15 protein-coding genes are annotated in these 17,885 nt (G+C 71.7%); 7 read left to right on the top strand and 8 right to left on the bottom strand.

What is annotated here, in order from left to right; genetic code table 11:
* The first annotated feature begins 85 nt into the window (after positions 1–85).
* The 3 genes from ACWD68_RS00175 to ACWD68_RS00165 are packed head-to-tail and all read left to right on the top strand — an operon-like array spanning position 86 to position 2,742.
* A complete protein-coding gene (locus ACWD68_RS00175) occupies positions 86–568 on the top strand; it encodes a poly-gamma-glutamate biosynthesis protein PgsC/CapC (protein ID WP_266763537.1) in 483 nt (160 codons plus the stop codon).
* A 38-nt stretch (positions 569–606) separates the two neighbouring features.
* Positions 607–1,665: an NlpC/P60 family protein gene (locus ACWD68_RS00170; protein WP_451803994.1), complete on the top strand. Its 1,059-nt coding sequence runs from the start codon at positions 607–609 to the stop codon at positions 1,663–1,665.
* Between the two features lie 60 nt (positions 1,666–1,725).
* Positions 1,726–2,742, top strand: coding sequence for a hypothetical protein (locus ACWD68_RS00165; RefSeq protein ID WP_451803992.1), 1,017 nt, complete (start codon positions 1,726–1,728; stop codon positions 2,740–2,742).
* A 60-nt stretch (positions 2,743–2,802) separates the two neighbouring features.
* Here ACWD68_RS00165 and ACWD68_RS00160 read toward each other — a convergent pair whose 3' ends face one another.
* The 5 genes from ACWD68_RS00160 to ACWD68_RS00140 all read right to left on the bottom strand — a co-directional run bounded on the left by ACWD68_RS00160 (position 2,803) and on the right by ACWD68_RS00140 (position 10,073).
* Positions 2,803–4,929 carry a 3-hydroxyacyl-CoA dehydrogenase NAD-binding domain-containing protein gene (locus ACWD68_RS00160; protein ID WP_451803990.1) on the bottom strand — a complete coding sequence of 709 codons (2,127 nt, stop codon included), beginning with the start codon at positions 4,927–4,929 and terminating at the stop codon, positions 2,803–2,805.
* Positions 4,926–6,152, bottom strand: coding sequence for a thiolase family protein (locus ACWD68_RS00155; protein ID WP_266763541.1), 1,227 nt, complete (start codon positions 6,150–6,152; stop codon positions 4,926–4,928). Before ACWD68_RS00155 ends, ACWD68_RS00160 begins: the two co-directional genes overlap by 4 nt.
* Positions 6,153–7,025: 873 nt before the next feature.
* Entirely contained in the window at positions 7,026–8,303 is a 1,278-nt protein-coding gene (locus ACWD68_RS00150; protein ID WP_451803987.1) for a ribonuclease D, read from the bottom strand.
* 156 nt (positions 8,304–8,459) lie between these two features.
* Complete coding sequence (locus ACWD68_RS00145; protein WP_019073943.1) at positions 8,460–9,122, bottom strand: response regulator transcription factor; 663 nt, start codon at positions 9,120–9,122, stop codon at positions 8,460–8,462.
* A gap of 282 nt (positions 9,123–9,404) precedes the next feature.
* Entirely contained in the window at positions 9,405–10,073 is a 669-nt protein-coding gene (locus ACWD68_RS00140; protein WP_451803985.1) for a DUF3000 domain-containing protein, read from the bottom strand.
* Between the two features lie 184 nt (positions 10,074–10,257).
* Between ACWD68_RS00140 and hemE the strand changes: the two genes are divergently transcribed.
* The gene (gene hemE / locus ACWD68_RS00135) at positions 10,258–11,325 is read left to right on the top strand and encodes a uroporphyrinogen decarboxylase (RefSeq protein ID WP_451803983.1); all 1,068 of its coding nucleotides are present in this window, start codon (positions 10,258–10,260) and stop codon (positions 11,323–11,325) included.
* A gap of 40 nt (positions 11,326–11,365) precedes the next feature.
* Here the strand turns inward: hemE and ACWD68_RS00130 are convergent, their stop codons facing one another.
* Complete coding sequence (locus ACWD68_RS00130) at positions 11,366–12,184, bottom strand: rhomboid family intramembrane serine protease (protein WP_356749209.1); 819 nt, start codon at positions 12,182–12,184, stop codon at positions 11,366–11,368.
* A 200-nt stretch (positions 12,185–12,384) separates the two neighbouring features.
* Here ACWD68_RS00130 and ACWD68_RS00125 point away from each other — a divergent pair, with 200 nt between their 5' ends.
* Positions 12,385–12,717, top strand: coding sequence for a hypothetical protein (locus tag ACWD68_RS00125; RefSeq protein ID WP_451803980.1), 333 nt, complete (start codon positions 12,385–12,387; stop codon positions 12,715–12,717).
* Positions 12,718–12,805: 88 nt separating this feature from the next.
* Here ACWD68_RS00125 and ACWD68_RS00120 read toward each other — a convergent pair whose 3' ends face one another.
* Complete coding sequence (locus tag ACWD68_RS00120) at positions 12,806–14,254, bottom strand: FAD-dependent oxidoreductase (protein WP_451803978.1); 1,449 nt, start codon at positions 14,252–14,254, stop codon at positions 12,806–12,808.
* A gap of 27 nt (positions 14,255–14,281) precedes the next feature.
* Positions 14,282–15,340 carry a DUF4349 domain-containing protein gene (locus ACWD68_RS00115; protein ID WP_451804399.1) on the bottom strand — a complete coding sequence of 353 codons (1,059 nt, stop codon included), beginning with the start codon at positions 15,338–15,340 and terminating at the stop codon, positions 14,282–14,284.
* Positions 15,341–15,606: 266 nt separating this feature from the next.
* Between ACWD68_RS00115 and hemG the strand changes: the two genes are divergently transcribed.
* Positions 15,607–17,097, top strand: a complete 1,491-nt coding sequence (hemG, locus tag ACWD68_RS00110; protein ID WP_451803976.1) for a protoporphyrinogen oxidase — start codon at positions 15,607–15,609, stop codon at positions 17,095–17,097.
* Between the two features lie 4 nt (positions 17,098–17,101).
* On the top strand, positions 17,102–17,833 hold the full coding sequence (gene hemQ, locus ACWD68_RS00105) for a hydrogen peroxide-dependent heme synthase (RefSeq protein ID WP_451803974.1): 732 nt from the start codon (positions 17,102–17,104) through the stop codon (positions 17,831–17,833).
* Positions 17,834–17,885: the final 52 nt, after the last annotated feature.

Below are 17,885 nucleotides of genomic sequence, written 5' to 3'. Positions count from 1 at the left end.
GATCCCGTGGCCTGTTCGAACCCCGCGTACCTCCCACACACCCCGACGACGACCCCCAGCAGTGGCGCAGCCCAGGAGAGCCCCGTTGATCCCCTCCGTCCTCACCCCCGAGATCGCCGCGATCGGCATCGGCCTGGGCCTGATGTTCTCGCTGATCTGCTACCTCACCACCAACCTCTCGCCCGGCGGCATGATCACCCCGGGCTGGCTGGCGCTCACCCTCATCGAGGACCTGCAGCGCGCCGCGCTCGTCCTCGGCGTGACCGTGCTGACGTACGTCACCACCCTGCTGCTCCAGCGCTTCGTGATCCTCTACGGCAAGCGGCTGTTCGCGGCCGTCGTGCTGACCGGCGTACTGATCCAGGCGTCCGTGATCATCGTGCTCCAGATGGAGTTCCCGCTGCTGTACGCCAACCAGACCCTGGGCTTCATCGTCCCCGGTCTCGTCGGCTACCAGCTGGTGCGCCAGCCCAAGGGGGCCACGCTGCTGTCGACCGGCTCGGTCACGCTCGCCACGTATGTCGTGCTGACCGCCGGAATCCTTCTCGGCGCCATGCCGTCCGCCTGAGCCCGTCTCTCTCTTCGGAAACCTCTGGAGCCGTCACCATGCCGAAGCGCAAAGGCCGTCCCGTCCTCCACGCGGCCACGGTCCTCGCGCTGCTCGCGGGCAGCGCCTACTTCACCTTCGAACTCCGCAAGGACGAGGAGGCGAAGGTCCCGGCCGTGCAGGCCGTCACCGACAAGCCCGCCCTGGAGAACTCGGGCAAGGCCACCGGCAAGCAGACCTGGGAGCGCCTGAACAACCCGACCCGCTCCGTGCTGCGCGGCGAGAACGGCGACATCCTCGCCACCTTCACGGACGGCGCCCGCACCGCGACCCTCCGGGGCCCCTCCCGCACCTTCACCGAGCCGGCCAACACCCAGTCCCGTGTGGTGACGCAGGACTGGGTGCGCGTGATGCCGGAGGCCTGGCGCAAGGGTGCCGAGAAGGAGAAGTGGTTCAAGGACTGGTTCAAGGAGTTCTACGGCAGCGAGACCGACGACATCTTCGCGATCGCCTTCCAGTACGTCGCCGGCGCACCGGTGAAGAAGGACGACGAGGGCGTCCCGTACGCGGGCGACGCGGTCTTCGGCCCCTTCAAGGAGGACGGCGTCGACCGCCTCGAACAGAACGACTTCTACGACTACCTGGGCATCAACTACACCTTCCGCGACGGCACCTCGATGGTGGCGCGCAAGGAGCGTTACCGCGCCCTGGACTGCTCCGGGTTCATGCGCATGATCTGGGGCTACCGGGCCCGCTATCCGCTGATGGCGACGAACACCTCCGGCGACGGACTGCCGCGCAGCGCCGACGGCATGGCCCGTTCCAAGACCGGCGTCGACATCCTGAAGCTCTCCGGCCCGGCTCCCTGGTACACGCGCCCCAAGAACATCGACGTGGTCCAGCCCGGTGACCTCCTCTTCTTCAAGATGGACCACCGCACCGGCAACCACCTGGACCACGTCGCCCTGTACCTGGGCGTGGACACGGACGGCCACCGCGTCTTCATCTCCAGTCGCAAGGAGGTCAACGGACCGACCATGGGCGACAAGGGCGGTGCCTCCCGGATCGACGGCAACGGCTTCTACGCCGGACTGCTGCGCAGCGCCAAGCGCCTGTGAGCGATTGACCGGTGCGGGGGCGGGCCTCGGCGAGCGGCCACCCCCGATTAAGGTGAACCGGTGAACGTCGACTGGCTCATACGTGGCCGCGACGGCAGGCTCAGTGCGTACCTGCTGTCGGAGGCCACCGTCCGCTGCCGGGCGGAGCGCGGACCCGGTGGCCCATGGGACCCCGCGCGCACCGTGGGCGGCGCCCAACGCCTGCACCCCGTCATGGCCTTGGGCCAGGGACCCGACCGCTACACCCATCTGGTCTCCTGGCGTCCGACCGTCCGTGACGAGTCGGGCCTCGTCCACTCGACCCACTTCCGGCCGGACCTCTCCGCCCTCGACTGGCACCCGATCGGTCACCCCGACCGCACCGGCGGCCGGACCGGCAACCCCGCCGTCGCGGTCGACGCGGAGGGGCGCGCCCATGTCTTCGTGCGCAACAGGAGCGGCGGAGTGAGCATGGTCGGCCAGAAGCAGAAGGGCGGCTGGGGTCCCTGGCGCGACCTCAAGGGACATGACGTCCAAGGGGACTTGGCGGCCGTGACCGGGATGTCCGGCCGTGTCGAGCTGTACGCGGCCGTCCCGGGCGGCGTTCTGAACTGGCGCCAGGAGGAGGCGGGCTCGGTCCCCGCCCTGGAGGAGGCGCTGGAGGCACCGGTCCGCCCGGACACCCTGCGCGCCCTCGCGACCTCCGCCGGCTCCACGACGCTCTTCTTCACCGACGAATCGGGCGATGTGTGCGCCTGGCGTCCCGGCACCAAGCCCGTTGCCCTGCTGGCCTCGGCCGGCCCGGGTCCCGTCTGCGCCATCCGCTGCGAACTCGACGGCCACGACTGCACGTTGCTCGCCCAGCGCTCGGCGAGCGGACGGGTGGCCTTCGCGGCCTACCCGACCGAGGACGAGTCGGCCGGTGCGTGGTGGACGGAGTCGGGGCCCGAACTCCCCGCCGACGCACTGGTGTCGCTGGCCGAGGACGAGGAGGGCCGAGTGGTCGCCGCGACTCTCTCCCCCGGTACCGGTGAACTCCGCGTCACCCGCCGCAAGGACGAGCCGGGAATCGCCCTGGAGGCTTGGAGGGCGGTCTGACGACGTCGAAAGAGGGCCCCCGCCGAAGCGGAGGCCCTCTTCACTTATGCCGTACGGCCGTTACGCGGGAACCGAAGCCACGCCGGGCTCCAGGAACCGCTTCCCGGTCACTCGCTCGGAGACACCCTCGCGGTCCAGGTACGGCGTGATGCCGCCCAGGTGGAAGGGCCAGCCGGCACCGGTGATCAGGCAGAGGTCGATGTCCTGCGCCTCGGCGACGACACCCTCGTCGAGCATGAGCCCGATCTCCTGGGCGACCGCGTCGAGGACCCGGGCGCGCACCTGCTCCTCCGTCAGGACGACATCGCCCTGCTTGAGGAGCGCGGCGACCTCGGGGTCCAGCTCCGGCTTGCCGGAGTCGTAGACGTAGAAGCCGCGCTTGCCCGCCTTGACGACGGCCGCGAGGTTCGGGGAGACCGTGAAGCGGTCCGGGAAGGCCCGGTTGAGGGTCTCCGAGACGTGCAGACCGATCGCGGGACCGACCAGCTCCAGCAGGACCAGCGGGGACATCGGCAGGCCGAGCGGCTCGATGGCCTTCTCGGCGACCTCGACCGAGGTGCCCTCGTCGATGACGTTCTGGATCTCGCCCATGAAGCGGGTCAGGATGCGGTTCACCACGAACGCCGGGGCGTCCTTGGTGAGGACCGCGGTCTTCCTCAGCTTCTTGGCGACGGCGAACGCCGTGGCCAGCGAGGCGTCGTCCGTCTGCTCGCCGCGCACGATCTCGAGGAGCGGGAGGATCGCGACGGGGTTGAAGAAGTGGAAGCCGACGACCCGCTCGGGGTTCTTCAGCTTCGACGCCATCTCGCTCACCGACAGCGAGGAGGTGTTGGTGGCGAGGATCGCGTGCGCCGGGGCGACCGCCTCGACCTCCGCGAACACCTGCTGCTTGACGCCGATCTCCTCGAAGACGGCCTCGATGATGAAGTCGGCGTCGGAGAAGCCCTCCGCCTTGTCCAGCACACCGGAGACCAGGGCCTTCAGGCGGTTGGCCTTGTCCTGGTTGACGCGGCCCTTGAGCAGCAGCTTGTCGATCTCGGCGTGGACGTAGCCCACACCCTTGTCGACGCGCTCCTGGTCGATGTCGGTCAGCACGACCGGCACCTCGAGGCGGCGCAGGAAGAGCAGGGCCAGCTGCGAGGCCATCAGGCCCGCGCCGACGACGCCCACCTTGGTGACCGGACGCGCGAGCGACTTGTCCGGCGCACCCGCCGGACGCTTGCCCCGCTTCTGGACCAGATTGAAGGCGTAGATGCCGGAGCGCAGTTCGCCACCCATGATCAGGTCGGCGAGCGCCACGTCCTCGGCGTCGTACCCCTTCTGAAGGTCGCCGTCCTTGGCCGCGGCGATGATGTCCAGCGCGCGGTAGGCGGCCGGGGCGGCCCCGTGCACCTTGCTGTCGGCGATGAACCGGCCACGTGCGACGGCCTGGTCCCAGGCCTCGCCGCGGTCGATCGCCGGGCGCTCGACCGCGATCTCGCCCTTGAGGACGGAGGCCGTCCACAGCAGCGACTGCTCCAGGAAGTCCGCGCCCTCGAACAGCGCGTCGGCGATGCCGAGGTCGTAGACCTGACCGCCCTTGAGCTGCTTGTTCTGGTTCAGCGAGTTCTCGATGATCACCGAGACGGCCTTGTCCGCACCGATCAGGTTCGGCAGGATCGTGCAGCCGCCCCAGCCGGGGACCAGACCGAGGAAGACCTCGGGCAGCGAGAAGGCCGGCAGGGCCGCGGAGACGGTCCGGTACGAGCAGTGCAGACCGACCTCGACGCCACCGCCCATCGCCGCGCCGTTGTAGTACGCGAAGGTCGGGACCGCGAGGCCCGACAGGCGCTTGAAGACCTCGTGGCCGCCCTTGCCGATGGCGAGCGCGTCCTCGTGCTTCTTGAGCAGCTCGACACCCTTGAGGTCGGCGCCGACCGCGAAGATGAACGGCTTGCCGGTGACGCCGATACCGACGATCTCGCCGGCCGCGGCCTCCTTCTCGACCTGGTCGATGGCGGTGTTCAGGTTCGCCAGCGACGCGGGACCGAAGGTGGTCGGCTTGGTGTGGTCGAAGCCGTTGTCCAGGGTGATGAGCGCGAAGCGCCCGGCACCGAACGGCAGGTCGAGGTGGCGTACGTTCGCGGACGTCACGACCTCGTCGGGGAACAGCTCGGCTGCGCCCTTCAGGAGTTCAGCGGTGGTCACTTGTCGCCTCCGGCGTCCTTGTGGTGCGGGTTCTCCCAGATCACCGTGGCGCCCATGCCGAAGCCGACGCACATGGTGGTGAGGCCGTAACGGACCTCCGGCTGCTCCTCGAACTGGCGGGCCAGCTGCGTCATCAGACGGACGCCGGAGGAGGCGAGGGGGTGGCCGTAGGCGATCGCGCCGCCGTACTGGTTGACGCGCGCGTCGTCGTCGGCGATGCCGTAGTGCTCGAGGAAGGCGAGCACCTGGACGGCGAAGGCCTCGTTGATCTCGAAGAGGTTGATGTCCTCGATCGAGAGGCCGGCCTTGGCCAGGGCCTTCTCGGTGGCCGGGATCGGGCCGTAGCCCATGACCTCCGGCTCGACGCCCGCGAAGGCGTACGAGACGAGGCGCATCTTGACCGGCAGGTCGTTCTCGCGGGCGAAGTCCTCGGAGGCGAGGATCGACGCGGTCGCACCGTCGTTCAGACCGGCGGCGTTACCGGCGGTGACCCGGCCGTGGACGCGGAACGGGGTCTTCAGGCCGGACAGGTTCTCCAGCGTGGTGCCCGGACGCATCGGCTCGTCGGCGGTGACCAGGCCCCAGCCCGTCTCACCGACCTCCGCGTTGGTGTTGCGCACCGAGATCGGCACCAGGTCCTGCTGGATCTTGCCGTTGGCGTAGGCCTTGGCGGCCTTCTCCTGCGAGCGCACGGCGTACTCGTCGGCGCGCCGCTTGGTGATCGTGGGGTAGCGGTCGTGCAGGTTCTCGGCGGTCATGCCCATGAACAGGGCCGACTCGTCGACCAGCTTCTCGCTGACGAACCGGGGGTTCGGGTCCACGCCCTCGCCCATGGGGTGGCGCCCCATGTGCTCGACACCGCCGGCGATGACGGCGTCGTACGCGCCGAAGGCGATGGAGCCCGCGGTGGCGGTGACGGCGGTCAGCGCGCCCGCGCACATGCGGTCGATGGAGTAGCCGGGGACCGACTGGGGGAGCCCGGCGAGGATGCCGGCCGTGCGGCCCAGGGTCAGACCCTGGTCACCGATCTGCGTGGTCGCCGCGATGGCGACCTCGTCGATCTTCTTGGGGTCAAGACCGGGGTTGCGGCGCAGCAGCTCCCGGATGGCCTTCACGACGAGGTCGTCGGCACGGGTCTCGTGGTAGATGCCCTTCGGGCCCGCCTTGCCGAACGGGGTGCGGACGCCGTCTACGAAGACGACGTCCCTGACGGTACGAGGCACGATGGCTCTCCTCCAGATGCGGGATGGCACTGCTGCGCGGAAACACGCCTGAGCGCGCGCTCAGCACCCATGCTACTTACGAGTAACCAACCTGCCCAGTCCCGAGGCCGGGAGCGGCGAAGGTCACATCCGGAAGGGCTACGTGTTCCCGGCCAAGCCCATCATGTACGGGTGCCCGGCACCGGCGCGCCGCCCCGGGTCGGCCATGCGGGCGACGGGTGCGGACGGTCCGCGTACAACCGCCCCGCCTGCCGCGAGGGCGCTTCGGGGAGGCCCGGAGGCCGGGAATCGGGCGGCGCGGCCGGACGGCCCAGGATCTTGGCGTGATCTCGTCGTCCGTTCGACGTCCCGATTCCGCTTCGAGGGCCCGTTCGGAGCACACGGGGCGCGCGGAGAGGGCGGAAGGCGCGGGGCGCGCGGGCGGTGGTGAAGGCGGGGTAGGCGATCCGGAACGACGGTCCGGGTCGGCTGCCCCCGGCCCGCCCACGCGTCGTACCGCCTTTCCGGCGCCCATCGGCGACCGCTTCCCGACGGATGGACCGGGGAGCGGCCGAGCGGACAGGGGCCGAGGCGGCCGGCCTGCGCCGAACGGGTCCCGGGCGGCCTTCAAGGCGCACAGACCGCAGACCGCCCGACAGTCTTCAGGACCGACAGGCCCCAAGCTGCCCTGCAACCTTCAGGGCCGACAGGTTCCGGGCTCCCCGAAAGCTTCAGGGCGGACAGGCGCCCAGGCCGCCCGGCGGTCGCCAGAGCCCGACGGGCCGCAGGCTGCTCGGCGGCCTTCGGGGCGGACAGGCCGCAGGCTGCTCGGCGGCTTTCAAGGCGGACAGGTCCCGGGCCGCCCGGGATGCCCACAAGGCGGGCGGACAGCTTCTAGGCGGGCTTCAGGGACAGCGCGGTCACCAGCACCGGCGTGACCAGCTCGACCTGCCAGAGCCGGGCCCCGTAGCCGGTGAGCGCGGTGCCCACGGACTCCGTGTCCGGATCCAAGGGCGGCTCCCAGCACACGCGCCGCACGGTGTCCGGGGTGATCAGGTTCTCCTGCGGCATGTTCAGCCGCTCGGCCAGTTCCGATACGGCGGCCCGCGCGGCGGAGAGCCGGGCCGCGGCGGCCGGGTCCTTGTCGGCCCAGGCCCGCGGCGGGGGAGGTCCGGTCACCGGCTGGCCCGGCTGCGGCAGCTCGGCGTCCGGCAACGCCTTCGCCCGTTCGACCGCGGCCTGCCACTGCTCCAGCTGGCGGCGGCCCATGCGGTGCCCGAAGCCGTTCAGGGCGGCCAGGGCGTGCAGGTTGGCGGGCACGGCCAGTGCCGCCTCCACGATCGCCGCGTCCCCGAGCACCTTGCCCGGCGAGATGTCCCGGCGCTGCGCGACCCCGTCCCGGGTCTCCCACAGCTCACGGACGACCGCCATCTGCCGGCGGCGGCGCACCTTGTGCATCCCGGACGTACGGCGCCAGGGGTCCTTGCGCGGCGGCGCGGGCTCGGCCTGCGCGATCGCGTCGAACTCCTGCCGGGCCCATTCCAGCTTGCCCTGCCGGTCGAGTTCCTTCTCCAGGGCGTCGCGCAGGTCGACGAGGAGTTCCACGTCGAGCGCGGCGTAGCGCAGCCAGGGCTCGGGCAGCGGGCGCGTCGACCAGTCGACGGCGGAGTGCCCCTTCTCCAGGACGAAGCCGAGGACGCTCTCGACCATCGCGCCGAGGCCCACCCGGGGGAACCCGGCCAGTCGTCCGGCCAGCTCGGTGTCGAAGAGGCTGGTGGGGATCATGCCTATCTCGCGGAGACAGGGCAGGTCCTGGGTGGCGGCGTGCAGTACCCACTCGGCCCCGGAGATCGCCTCGCCCAGACCCGACAGGTCGGGACAGGCGACAGGGTCGATCAGCGCGCTGCCGGCGCCCTCGCGGCGCAGCTGCACCAGATAGGCGCGCTGGCCGTATCGGTATCCGGACGCGCGTTCGGCGTCGACGGCCACCGGGCCGGATCCGGCGGCGAAGGCGGCGATCATCTCGGCGAGCGAGACGTCGTCGGCGATCACGGGCGGAATGCCTTCTCGGGGCTCAAGCAAAGGGATCGGCGCCGATTCGACGTCGTCCGGAGGGCCGCCTCCGGTGGTTCGCAGTGAGCTGTCTGCTGCGGTCTCTTGGGCGTCGGTCACCTGTCAAGGGTATCTGTGTATGGACAACGCCCGTCGACGGAACGTTCCGTCGACGGGCGTCTGAGGGTCGCAAACCAGTCAGGCAAGTGAAAGATCCGGTTCACGCGCGAGGAAGATGCCAGGGGCAGGGGAGGAGAGGGCGGTGTCGGGGAGGGGTCAGTGGATGATTCCGGTCCGCAGGGCAACCGCGACCATTCCGGCGCGGTCGCCCGTGCCGAGCTTGCGTGCGATGCGGGCGAGGTGGCTCTTGACGGTCAGCGCGGACAGGCCCATGGAGACGCCGATGGCCTTGTTCGACTGGCCCTCCGCGACCAGGCGCAGGACCTCGACCTCACGTCCGGACAGTTCGCGGTAGCCGCCCGGGTGGCTCGGGGCACCCGGGGGGCGGCGGTGCATACGGGCGGCGGCCGAGCCGATGGGTGCGGCGCCGGGCCGGGTGGGGAGCCCGACGTTCGTACGGGTGCCGGTGACGACGTAGCCCTTGACGCCGCCCGCGAGGGCGTTGCGCACGGCGCCGATGTCGTCGGCGGCGGAGAGGGCGAGGCCGTTGGGCCAGCCCGCGGCTCGGGTTTCGGAAAGGAGGGTGAGGCCGGAACCATCCGGCAGGTGGACATCGGCGACACAGATGTCGCGCGGGTTGCCGATGCGGGGACGGGCCTCCGCGACGGACGACGCCTCGATGACGTCGCGCACTCCGAGCGCCCACAGATGGCGGGTGACGGTGGAGCGGACCCGGGGGTCGGCCACGACCACCATGGCGGTCGGCTTGTTCGGGCGGTAGGCGACCAGGCTTGCGGGCTGCTCGAGGAGAACGGACACCAGGCCTCCTGGGGTGCGGGGACGGGGACCGGCTCTGGGGGGCGAGCCAGGACGAACCGTGCTTTCAAGGTCACAGACGTCTTCGGCATCAAACCCATCGACCTTTAGAGAATGATCACGATATGGTGAGTAACAATCCGTGCAATTCGGACACGTGATCGATCATCCGAAGATCGAACCGAGTCGTTCCGCGTCGATACGCGGCCGAAAGTGGTCGTATCGACAAAGGGCCCGGTAAGAAAACGGAAAGGGCGCGCGCGTCGGCGCGCGCCCTCCGGGGGGTCAGCGGGACTGTGGTCCCCGGCGCTGCGGGAGGGTGACCACCGAGGCGTCACCCGGGGGCACCGGCGGCAGCCCGGCGATCTGGCACAGCAGATCGCACCAGCCCGCGAGGTGCGCGGCCGTGTCAGGGACGCCGCCGAGGCCCTCCCGGGGTGTCCACGACGCGCGGATCTCGATCTGCGAGGCGGCCGGGCGCTCCGCGAGCCCGCCGAAATAGTGCGAGCTCGCGCGCGTGACGGTGCCGCTCGCCTCGCCGTACGACAGACCGCGGGCCTGGAGCGCGCCGGTCAGCCACGACCAGCAGACCTCGGGGAGCAGCGGGTCGGCGGCCATCTCCGGCTCCAGTTCCGCGCGGACGAGGGTCACCAGACGGAAGGAGCCCTGCCAGGCGTCGTGCCCGGCCGGGTCGTGCAGCAGGACGAGGCGGCCGTCGGCCAGATCCTCGTCGTCGGCGACGACCGCGGCCTCCAGCGCGTACGAGTACGGAGCCAGGCGTTGCGGTGGTCGCGTCGGGTCGATCTCGATGTCCGGCCGCAGCCGCGCGGCCCTCAAGGCGTCGACGGCCGCCCGGAAGGGCAACGGGGCCGTCTCCGCCGCATTCCTGTCCTCCTCCTTCGCGTCGTCCATTCCGCCAGCGCCGTCCGACAGTCGTCCCTGAGCCGCAGCCATGCGGGGAAGATTAAGGGGAACGGAGCCCGCGTGCAGGGAGAGACACCCGTGCGTGGGACCCCTGTCCGGATCACGCCACGCGAACACGGTCGTCCGGGCGGGTGCTCCGGCTGCCGGAGCGGGGGCGGGCGGCGGCCCGGAGCCCGGGACGGTGATGTCCGTGAGCCGTGGGAGACTTTCCGTCGTGAGCGCCAACCACAGCCCCGCCGGGCAGCAGCCGACAGCCACGTACGAGTCCGCCTTCCTCAAGGCGTGCAGGCGCGAGCCCGTGCCGCACACGCCCGTGTGGTTCATGCGGCAGGCCGGTCGCTCACTGCCCGAGTACCTCAAGGTGCGCGAGGGCATCCCCATGCTGGAGTCCTGCATGCGGCCCGACCTGGTCGCCGAGATCACGCTCCAGCCGGTCCGCCGGCACGGCGTGGACGCGGCGATCTACTTCAGCGACATCGTCGTCCCGCTGAAGGCCATCGGTGTCGACCTGGACATCAAGCCGGGCGTCGGCCCCGTCGTCCAGAACCCGATCCGCACCCGCGCCGACCTGGCCCAGCTGCGCGATCTGACCCCCGAGGACGTCTGGTACGTCACCGAGGCGATCCAGCTTCTGATGGCCGAACTCGGCGAGACCCCCCTCATCGGTTTCGCGGGCGCGCCGTTCACCCTCGCGAGTTACCTCGTGGAGGGCGGTCCGTCCAAGAACCACGAACACACCAAGGCGCTCATGTACGGCGACCCGCAGCTGTGGGCCGACCTGCTCGACCGTCTCGCCGAGATCACCTCCGCCTTCCTCAAGGTGCAGATCGAGGCCGGCGCCGGCGCCGTCCAGCTCTTCGACTCCTGGGTCGGCGCCCTGGCTCCCACCGACTACCGCCGCTCGGTGATGCCCGCGTCCACCAAGGTCTTCGACGCCGTCGCCTCGTACGGCGTCCCGCGCATCCACTTCGGCGTCGGCACCGGTGAGCTGCTCGGCCTCATGGGCGAGGCGGGAGCGGACGTGGTCGGCGTCGACTGGCGCGTCCCGCTCGACGAGGCCGCCCGCCGAGTCGGTCCCGGCAAGGCCCTCCAGGGCAACCTCGACCCCGCGGTCCTGTTCGCCCCCACCGAGGCCGTCGAGGCCAAGACCCGCGAGGTGCTCGACGCCGCCGCCGGTCTGGAGGGCCATGTCTTCAACCTCGGCCACGGCGTCCTGCCCAGCATGGACCCGGACGCGTTGACCCGCCTCGTGGAGTACGTGCACACGCAGACGGCTCGCTAGAGCCCGTCCGCGGACCGTTCCGCGGGGCGCGGCCCCCGGTTCACCAGCCGTGCCGCGCCCGTCTGCCCCACAGCAGGCGGCGCGGTTCGGGCGGTGGCGGGGTGCCGGGGCGCAGCGGCCAGGCCAGGAGCATGCCGGCGAGGAAGCCGACGACATGCGCCGCGTAGGCCACGGTGCCCGCGGCGGGCACGGCGGCGCCGGACGAGTACGCCGCCTGGAGCACGAACCAGAAGCCCAGCACGAGCCACGCGGGCAGCCGGAGCGGCAGGAACACCAGGAACGGGACGAGAACCCAGACCCTGGCCTTCGGGTACAGCACCAGGTAGGCGCCGAGGACCCCGGCGATGGCCCCCGAGGCGCCTATCAGCGGGTCGCCCGAGTCGGCGTTCACCAGGGCGAAGCCGTACGCCGCCGCGAAACCGCACGCGACGTAGAACAGCGTGAACCGCACATGCCCGAGCCGGTCCTCGATGTTGTTGCCGAAGATCAGCAGGAAGAGCATGTTGCCCAGCAGGTGCAGCCAGCTCCCGTGCAGGAACATCGCCGTGACCACCGACAGCGGCGGCGACTTGTCGTAGTCCGGCGGGCCCACCACGCAGCCCGACCCGTGCGGCCCGGCACCGACGTCGCCGGTCGGCACCAGACGGGGCATGTGATGGTGGATCAGTTCCTGCGGCACGGCGGCGTAGTGGTCCAGGAACGCGTGCAGATGACACAGCTGCGACAGCGCGCTGTCCCCCGCCACCGATCCGGCGAGACCGGGGGTGTAGAGGAACACGAGGACATTGGCGGCGATCAGCGCGTACGTCACATAGGGCGTGCGCCGCACCGGGTTCACGTCATGGACGGGTATGACCACGAGGAAGTACTGCCCCCGATGTGCCGGGCGAATCCGCACTCCACCGGGCACGGGGCGGTGCCCGGCAGGCCCGGCGGCCGATGCGGATTCCCTCTGAACACACCCGCCCCCGCAGCCGTATGTCTCCTCAACCGCCCGCGCCGCGACGAAGACGCGACGCGGGTTCGACGCGACGACGTGAAGACGTGAGGACTCAGGCGATGAGCGACCGAATAACTCCTCCGATGCATGCCCTTCCCGACGGCGAGGCGGAAATCGCCCTGGTGCTGCACCTTCCCTGGGAGGACGTCGCCGCGCTCGGCCAGGAGGCGGGACGGCTCGCCGCCCGGATGCAGCGGCCCGTGACCCTGGACGAGGCCGTCAGCCACCGCCTGAGGTCCTCCCGGTCGGCGGCGCACGCGAAGCCGGCCCAGACACCGCCCGCGGTCACGCCGCCCGCCTCCGTCTCCTCGCTGCCGGCCCGGCCGCCCGCCGAGCAGGCCCGGCAGGCGATAGACCGGATCAACGGCACGGCGGGGCACGAGTCCGCGTAGCCGGACGGGTGGGCCGTCGCGGGCCGTCGACCGGGCGCCGTGACCGCCCGGCACGGCAGCCGGCGCATCCTCCCGCGCCCGTCGCCCGTCACCGGCCGCCGTGCCGCACCTTCGCCACCGCTTTGCGGGCCGCCACCAGGACGGGGTCCCAGACCGGTGAGAAGGGCGGCGCGTAGCCGAGATCCAGCATCGTCATCTGCTCGACTGTCATGCCCGCGGTCAGTGCCACGGCCGCGATGTCCACGCGCTTCGCCGCGCCCTCCCGGCCGACGATCTGCACGCCGAGCAGCCGCCCCGTGCGGCGCTCCGCGAGCATCTTCACCGTCATGGGGGCGGCGTCCGGGTAGTAGCCCGCGCGACTCGTCGACTCGATGGTGACGGTCTCGAACTGCAGGCCCGCGCGGTGCGCGTCCTTCTCGCGCAGCCCGGTGCGGGCGATCTCCAGGTCGCAGACCTTGCTGACCGCCGTGCCGACGACACCGGGGAAGGTGGCGTATCCGCCGGCCACGTTGGAGCCGATCACCTGCCCGTGCTTGTTCGCGTGGGTGCCCAGCGCGATGTGCCGCTCGCGGCCCGAGACCAGGTCGAGCACCTCGACGCAGTCGCCGCCCGCCCAGATGTTCTGGTGCCCGCGCACCCGCATCGCGAGGTCGGTGAGCAGCCCGCCGTGCTCGCCGAGGGGCAGCCCCGCCGCCCGGGCGAGCGTCGTCTCGGGACGTACGCCGATGCCCAGCACCACCACGTCCGCCGGGTACGTGGCGTCCTTCGTGACGACCGCGCGGACCCGCCCGACCCCAGGCTCTCGGCCTCCCCCGAGCGGGGAGGTGCTCCCGTCGCCGGTGAGGATCTCGGTGACCTCGGCGTCGTCGACCATGGTGATCCCGAGGTCCTCCATGGCGGTGTGCACCAGGCGGCCCATGTCCGGGTCGAGCGTGGACATGGGTTCCCTGCCGCGGTTGACGACCGTCACCTCGTACCCGCGATGGATGAGCGCCTCGGCCATCTCCACGCCGATGTAGCCCGCGCCGACGACCACGGCGCGGCGGCCCTCGGCCGACGCCAGCGCGTCGAGCAGGGCCTGTCCGTCGTCCAGGGTCTGCACGCCGTGCACGCCCGGCGCGTCGGCTCCCGGCAGGTCGGGACGGATCGGACGCGCGCCGGTCGCGATCACGAGCCTGTCGTACGACGTCCACTCCTCGGCCCCGGTCCCGAGGTCCCGGGAGCGCACCCGGGCGCCCGCGACGTCGATCTCCGTGACCTCCGTGCGCATCCGCAGGTCGATGGAGCGCTTGCGGTGTTCCTCGGGCGTCCGCGCGATCAGCCGGTCGCGATCGGAGACGTCGCCGCCCACCCAGTACGGGATGCCGCACGCCGAGTACGACGAGAAGTGGCCCCGCTCGAACGCCACGATCTCCAGCTCGTCGGGACCGCGCAACCGGCGCGCCTGTGACGCGGCGGACATGCCCGCCGCGTCACCGCCGATCACGACCAGTCGTTCCCGGGCCCCACCACTACCGCTCGTACCGTTCACGCTCATACGAACACGCTACGGGGGCCCGGCATTTCAGTCCTGCTCGCCGCCTTCCGCGGCTCCGCCGCGTGCGGGCGGGGCGGTCTGCGGCGCGTTCTGCGGCGCGGCCTCGCCCGCCGAAACCGGGCCGGAAACCGGGCCGGATGCCGGGCGGGAGGCCGGAACCGGGACCGCCGACGGACGCGCGGCGGAACCCGGGGCCATGGCCGACGGCGGACCCGAAGGCACCGCGGGGGCCGGGCGGCGGGGCAGCCGGGGACGCACGACACGCATCCACACGAGGACGATCAGCGCCAGCACCGCCGCGAAGGGGAGCAGCGCCCCGATCGCCAGGGCCAGCCAGCGCACCATGGTGACCAGCACGTCCCAGCCGCCCTGGAGCGCGTCGAGGAAGCCCGGGTCCTCGTCCTTCTTCTCGGCCTTCTTCACGGGGGTCTCGGAAAGCGAGAGAGTGATCGTGGCCAGGCTCGTGCGGTCCTTCAGCGACGCCTGCTGGGCGAGCAGCGCCTCCAGGTCGGCCTGCCGGCTGCTCAACTCCCCTTCCAGGGCGACGACATCACTGAGTTTGGTCGCCTGGTCCATCAGCTCGCGGACCCGGGCCACGCTGGCACGCTGCGACTTGACGCGGCTCTCCACGTCCACGACCTGATCGGTGACGTCCTGAGCCTTGGCCGTCCGCGCGACGACCTTGCCGGTGCCCTCCAGATCGGCGAGCACCTGGTCGTACCGCTCGGTGGGCACCCGCAGGACGACGCGGGTGCGCTCGTGTCCCCTGCCGTCACGGGTGGTGGTCTCGTTGCCGACATAGCCGCCGGCGTTCTCGGTCGTGGCCCGGGCGTCGTCCAGAGCCGCGGCCACCTCCTTGACCTCGACGGTCAGGGAAGCGGTGCGGATGATGCGGTTCACCGTCACCTTGGGCGGGGCGGCCTTGCGTCCGCCCGAGCTGTCGCTCCCCGCGGCACCCGAGTCCGCCTGCTCCGCGGGGCCGACCTTCGAGTCTCCGGCGTCCCGTGCGACCGACTTGTCGTTGCTGCTGCCCCCCGAGTCACTGGCGCCGCATCCCGCCAGGGCGAGCGCGGTGACGAGGAACATCCCCGCCAGGACCCGGGCCGGACGGGCGGTGCGTCCGGACGAGGCGGGTGAATCGGACGAGACGGGTGGCACGGGTCGTGCCGGATGTCCGGAGCTGTGTGTGAGCATGCGTGCTACCCCCAGGGCGGTGACGACTGACGATCCTTCGACGCCGGACCGGCACGGGACGTTGGCGGGATCCGGTCCCGATGCGGTCACGGTCCGGACTCGCTCGGGACACCGGGCTCCCTGCCGGACGTGGCGGCGGGGTTTGAGAAGGTGGAGTCATGCGCGAAGAGGACACTCCTACGGGTTCGGGACATGTCGTGGTCGTCGGCGGCGGGATCGCGGGACTGGCCGCCGCCCACCGCCTGCTGGGGCGGGGCGCCCGCGTCACCGTCCTGGAGGCGTCGGACCGCGTCGGCGGCAAGCTGCTGCCCGGCGAGATCGCGGGCGCACGCGTGGACCTCGGCGCCGAGTCGATGCTGGCGCGCCGCCCGGAGGCCGTGGACCTCGCCCGCGAGGCCGGACTCGGCGACCGCCTCCAGCCGCCCGCCACCGCGACGGCCTTCCTGTGGAACCGCGGCGTCCTGCGCCCCATGCCCAAGGGCCACGTCATGGGCGTTCCCGGCAGCGCCGCCGCCCTCGCCGGCGTCCTCTCCGAAGAAGGCCTGCGCCGCATCGAGCGGGACGCCGACCTGCCGCGCACGGAGGTGGGCGACGACATCGCCGTCGGCGCGTACGTGGCGGCACGCCTCGGCCGCGAGGTCGTCGACCGCCTCGTCGAACCCCTCCTCGGCGGCGTGTACGCGGGGGACGCCTACCGCCTGTCCCTGCGCCTCGCCGTCCCCCAGCTCTACGCCGCCGCCCGCACGCACACCTCCCTCACCGAGGCCGTCCGCGAGATCCAGGCCAGAGCGGCCGCCGCCGGGCAGACCGGCCCGGTCTTCATGGGCATCGACGGCGGAGTGGGCCAACTGCCGCTCGCCGTCGCCGGGTCCGTGACGGCACGTGGGGGCGAGATCCTCACCGGGACGCCGGTGACCGAGCTGCGCAGGACCGCGTCGGCCGAGCCCGCCACCGCTGAGCGGCCGCGCGCCGTCTGGCGCGTCGTCGCCGGAGGCCGTGTCCTGCACGCCGACGCGGTCGTCCTCGCACTGCCCGCCCCGGCCGCCGCCGGGCTGCTGCGGGCCGAGGTCCCCGCCGCCGCGGCCGAGCTGGCCGCCGTGGAGTACGCGTCCATGGCCCTGGTGACCCTCGCCTACCGCAGCGGCGACATCACCCTCCCCGAAGGAAGCGGATTTCTGGTGCCGCCGGTCGACGGGCACACCATCAAGGCGTCCACCTTCGCCTCCCGCAAGTGGGGCTGGATCGCCGACCAGGACCCCGGTCTGCTGGTGCTGCGCACCTCCGTCGGACGGTACGGCGAGACGGAGGTGCTCGGCCGGGCGGACGCCGACCTCGTCCAGGTGTCCCGGCACGATCTGCGGGAGGCGATCGGGATCGACGCCGACCCGGTGGCGACCCGGGTGACGCGCTGGGACGACGGACTGCCGCAGTACCCCGTCGGTCACCACGCGCGCGTGGCCCGCGTCCGCGAGCACGTCGGCAAACTGCCGGGCCTCGCGGTCTGCGGCGCGGCGTACGACGGAGTCGGCATCCCCGCCTGCATCGCGTCCGCGTACGCCGCCGTCGATCAGCTCGGCGGTGACGGGGGTGCCCTGGACGCGCTGCGGGCCGACCCGGTGCAGAGCCTGCACGGCGGCGCGGGAGAATAGCCGCATGAGTGACGACGCCCCCACCACCGAGTCCGGCAGGGTCCCGAACAAGGGCAAGCTGGCCAAGGACCTCAACGAGGCCATTCGCTACACCCTGTGGTCGGTCTTCCGGCTGAAGGACGTGCTGCCCGAGGACCGCGCCGGATACGCCGACGAGGTCCAGGAGCTGTTCGACCAGCTCGCCGCGAAGGATGTCACCGTCCGCGGCACCTACGACGTGTCGGGGCTGCGCGCCGACGCCGACGTCATGGTCTGGTGGCACGCCGAGACCAGCGACCAGCTCCAGGAGGCGTACAACCTCTTCCGGCGCACCCGGCTGGGCCGCGCTCTGGAGCCGGTCTGGTCGAACATGGCGCTGCACCGGCCCGCCGAGTTCAACCGCTCGCACATCCCGGCGTTCCTCGCCGACGAGACGCCGCGCGACTACGTCAGCGTCTACCCGTTCGTGCGCTCCTACGACTGGTACCTGCTGGCCGACGAGGACCGCCGCCGCATGCTCGCCGACCACGGCAAGATGGCCCGCGGCTACCCCGACGTGCGAGCGAACACGGTCGCCTCGTTCTCGCTCGGCGACTACGAGTGGATCCTCGCCTTCGAGGCCGACGAGCTCCACCGTATCGTCGACCTCATGCGCCACCTGCGCGCCTCCGAGGCCCGGATGCACGTCCGCGAAGAGGTCCCGTTCTACACCGGCCGCCGCAAGGACATCGCCGAGCTGGTCGCGGGCCTCGCCTGATCCGCGACACAAGAAGGCGGGCGCCCTCAGGAGGACGCCCGCCTTCCGGTGT

Source organism: Streptomyces sp. NPDC005141 (assembly GCF_053599975.1).
The sequence above is the reverse complement of the archived record's forward strand: the minus strand, read 5'-3'. Positions and strand labels throughout refer to the sequence as shown.

Excerpts from the sequence above, each read along its gene's own strand:
- ACWD68_RS00120 (WP_451803978.1), bottom strand. The coding sequence starts at position 14,254 with ATGAGCGTGAACGGTACGAGCGGTAGTGGTGGGGCCCGGGAACGACTG.
- ACWD68_RS00170 (WP_451803994.1), top strand. The coding sequence starts at position 607 with ATGCCGAAGCGCAAAGGCCGTCCCGTCCTCCACGCGGCCACGGTCCTC.
- ACWD68_RS00115 (WP_451804399.1), bottom strand. The coding sequence starts at position 15,340 with ATGTTCCTCGTCACCGCGCTCGCCCTGGCGGGATGCGGCGCCAGTGAC.
- hemQ (WP_451803974.1), top strand. The coding sequence starts at position 17,102 with ATGAGTGACGACGCCCCCACCACCGAGTCCGGCAGGGTCCCGAACAAG.
- hemG (WP_451803976.1), top strand. The coding sequence starts at position 15,607 with ATGCGCGAAGAGGACACTCCTACGGGTTCGGGACATGTCGTGGTCGTC.
- ACWD68_RS00125 (WP_451803980.1), top strand. The coding sequence starts at position 12,385 with ATGAGCGACCGAATAACTCCTCCGATGCATGCCCTTCCCGACGGCGAG.
- ACWD68_RS00140 (WP_451803985.1), bottom strand. The coding sequence starts at position 10,073 with ATGGCTGCGGCTCAGGGACGACTGTCGGACGGCGCTGGCGGAATGGAC.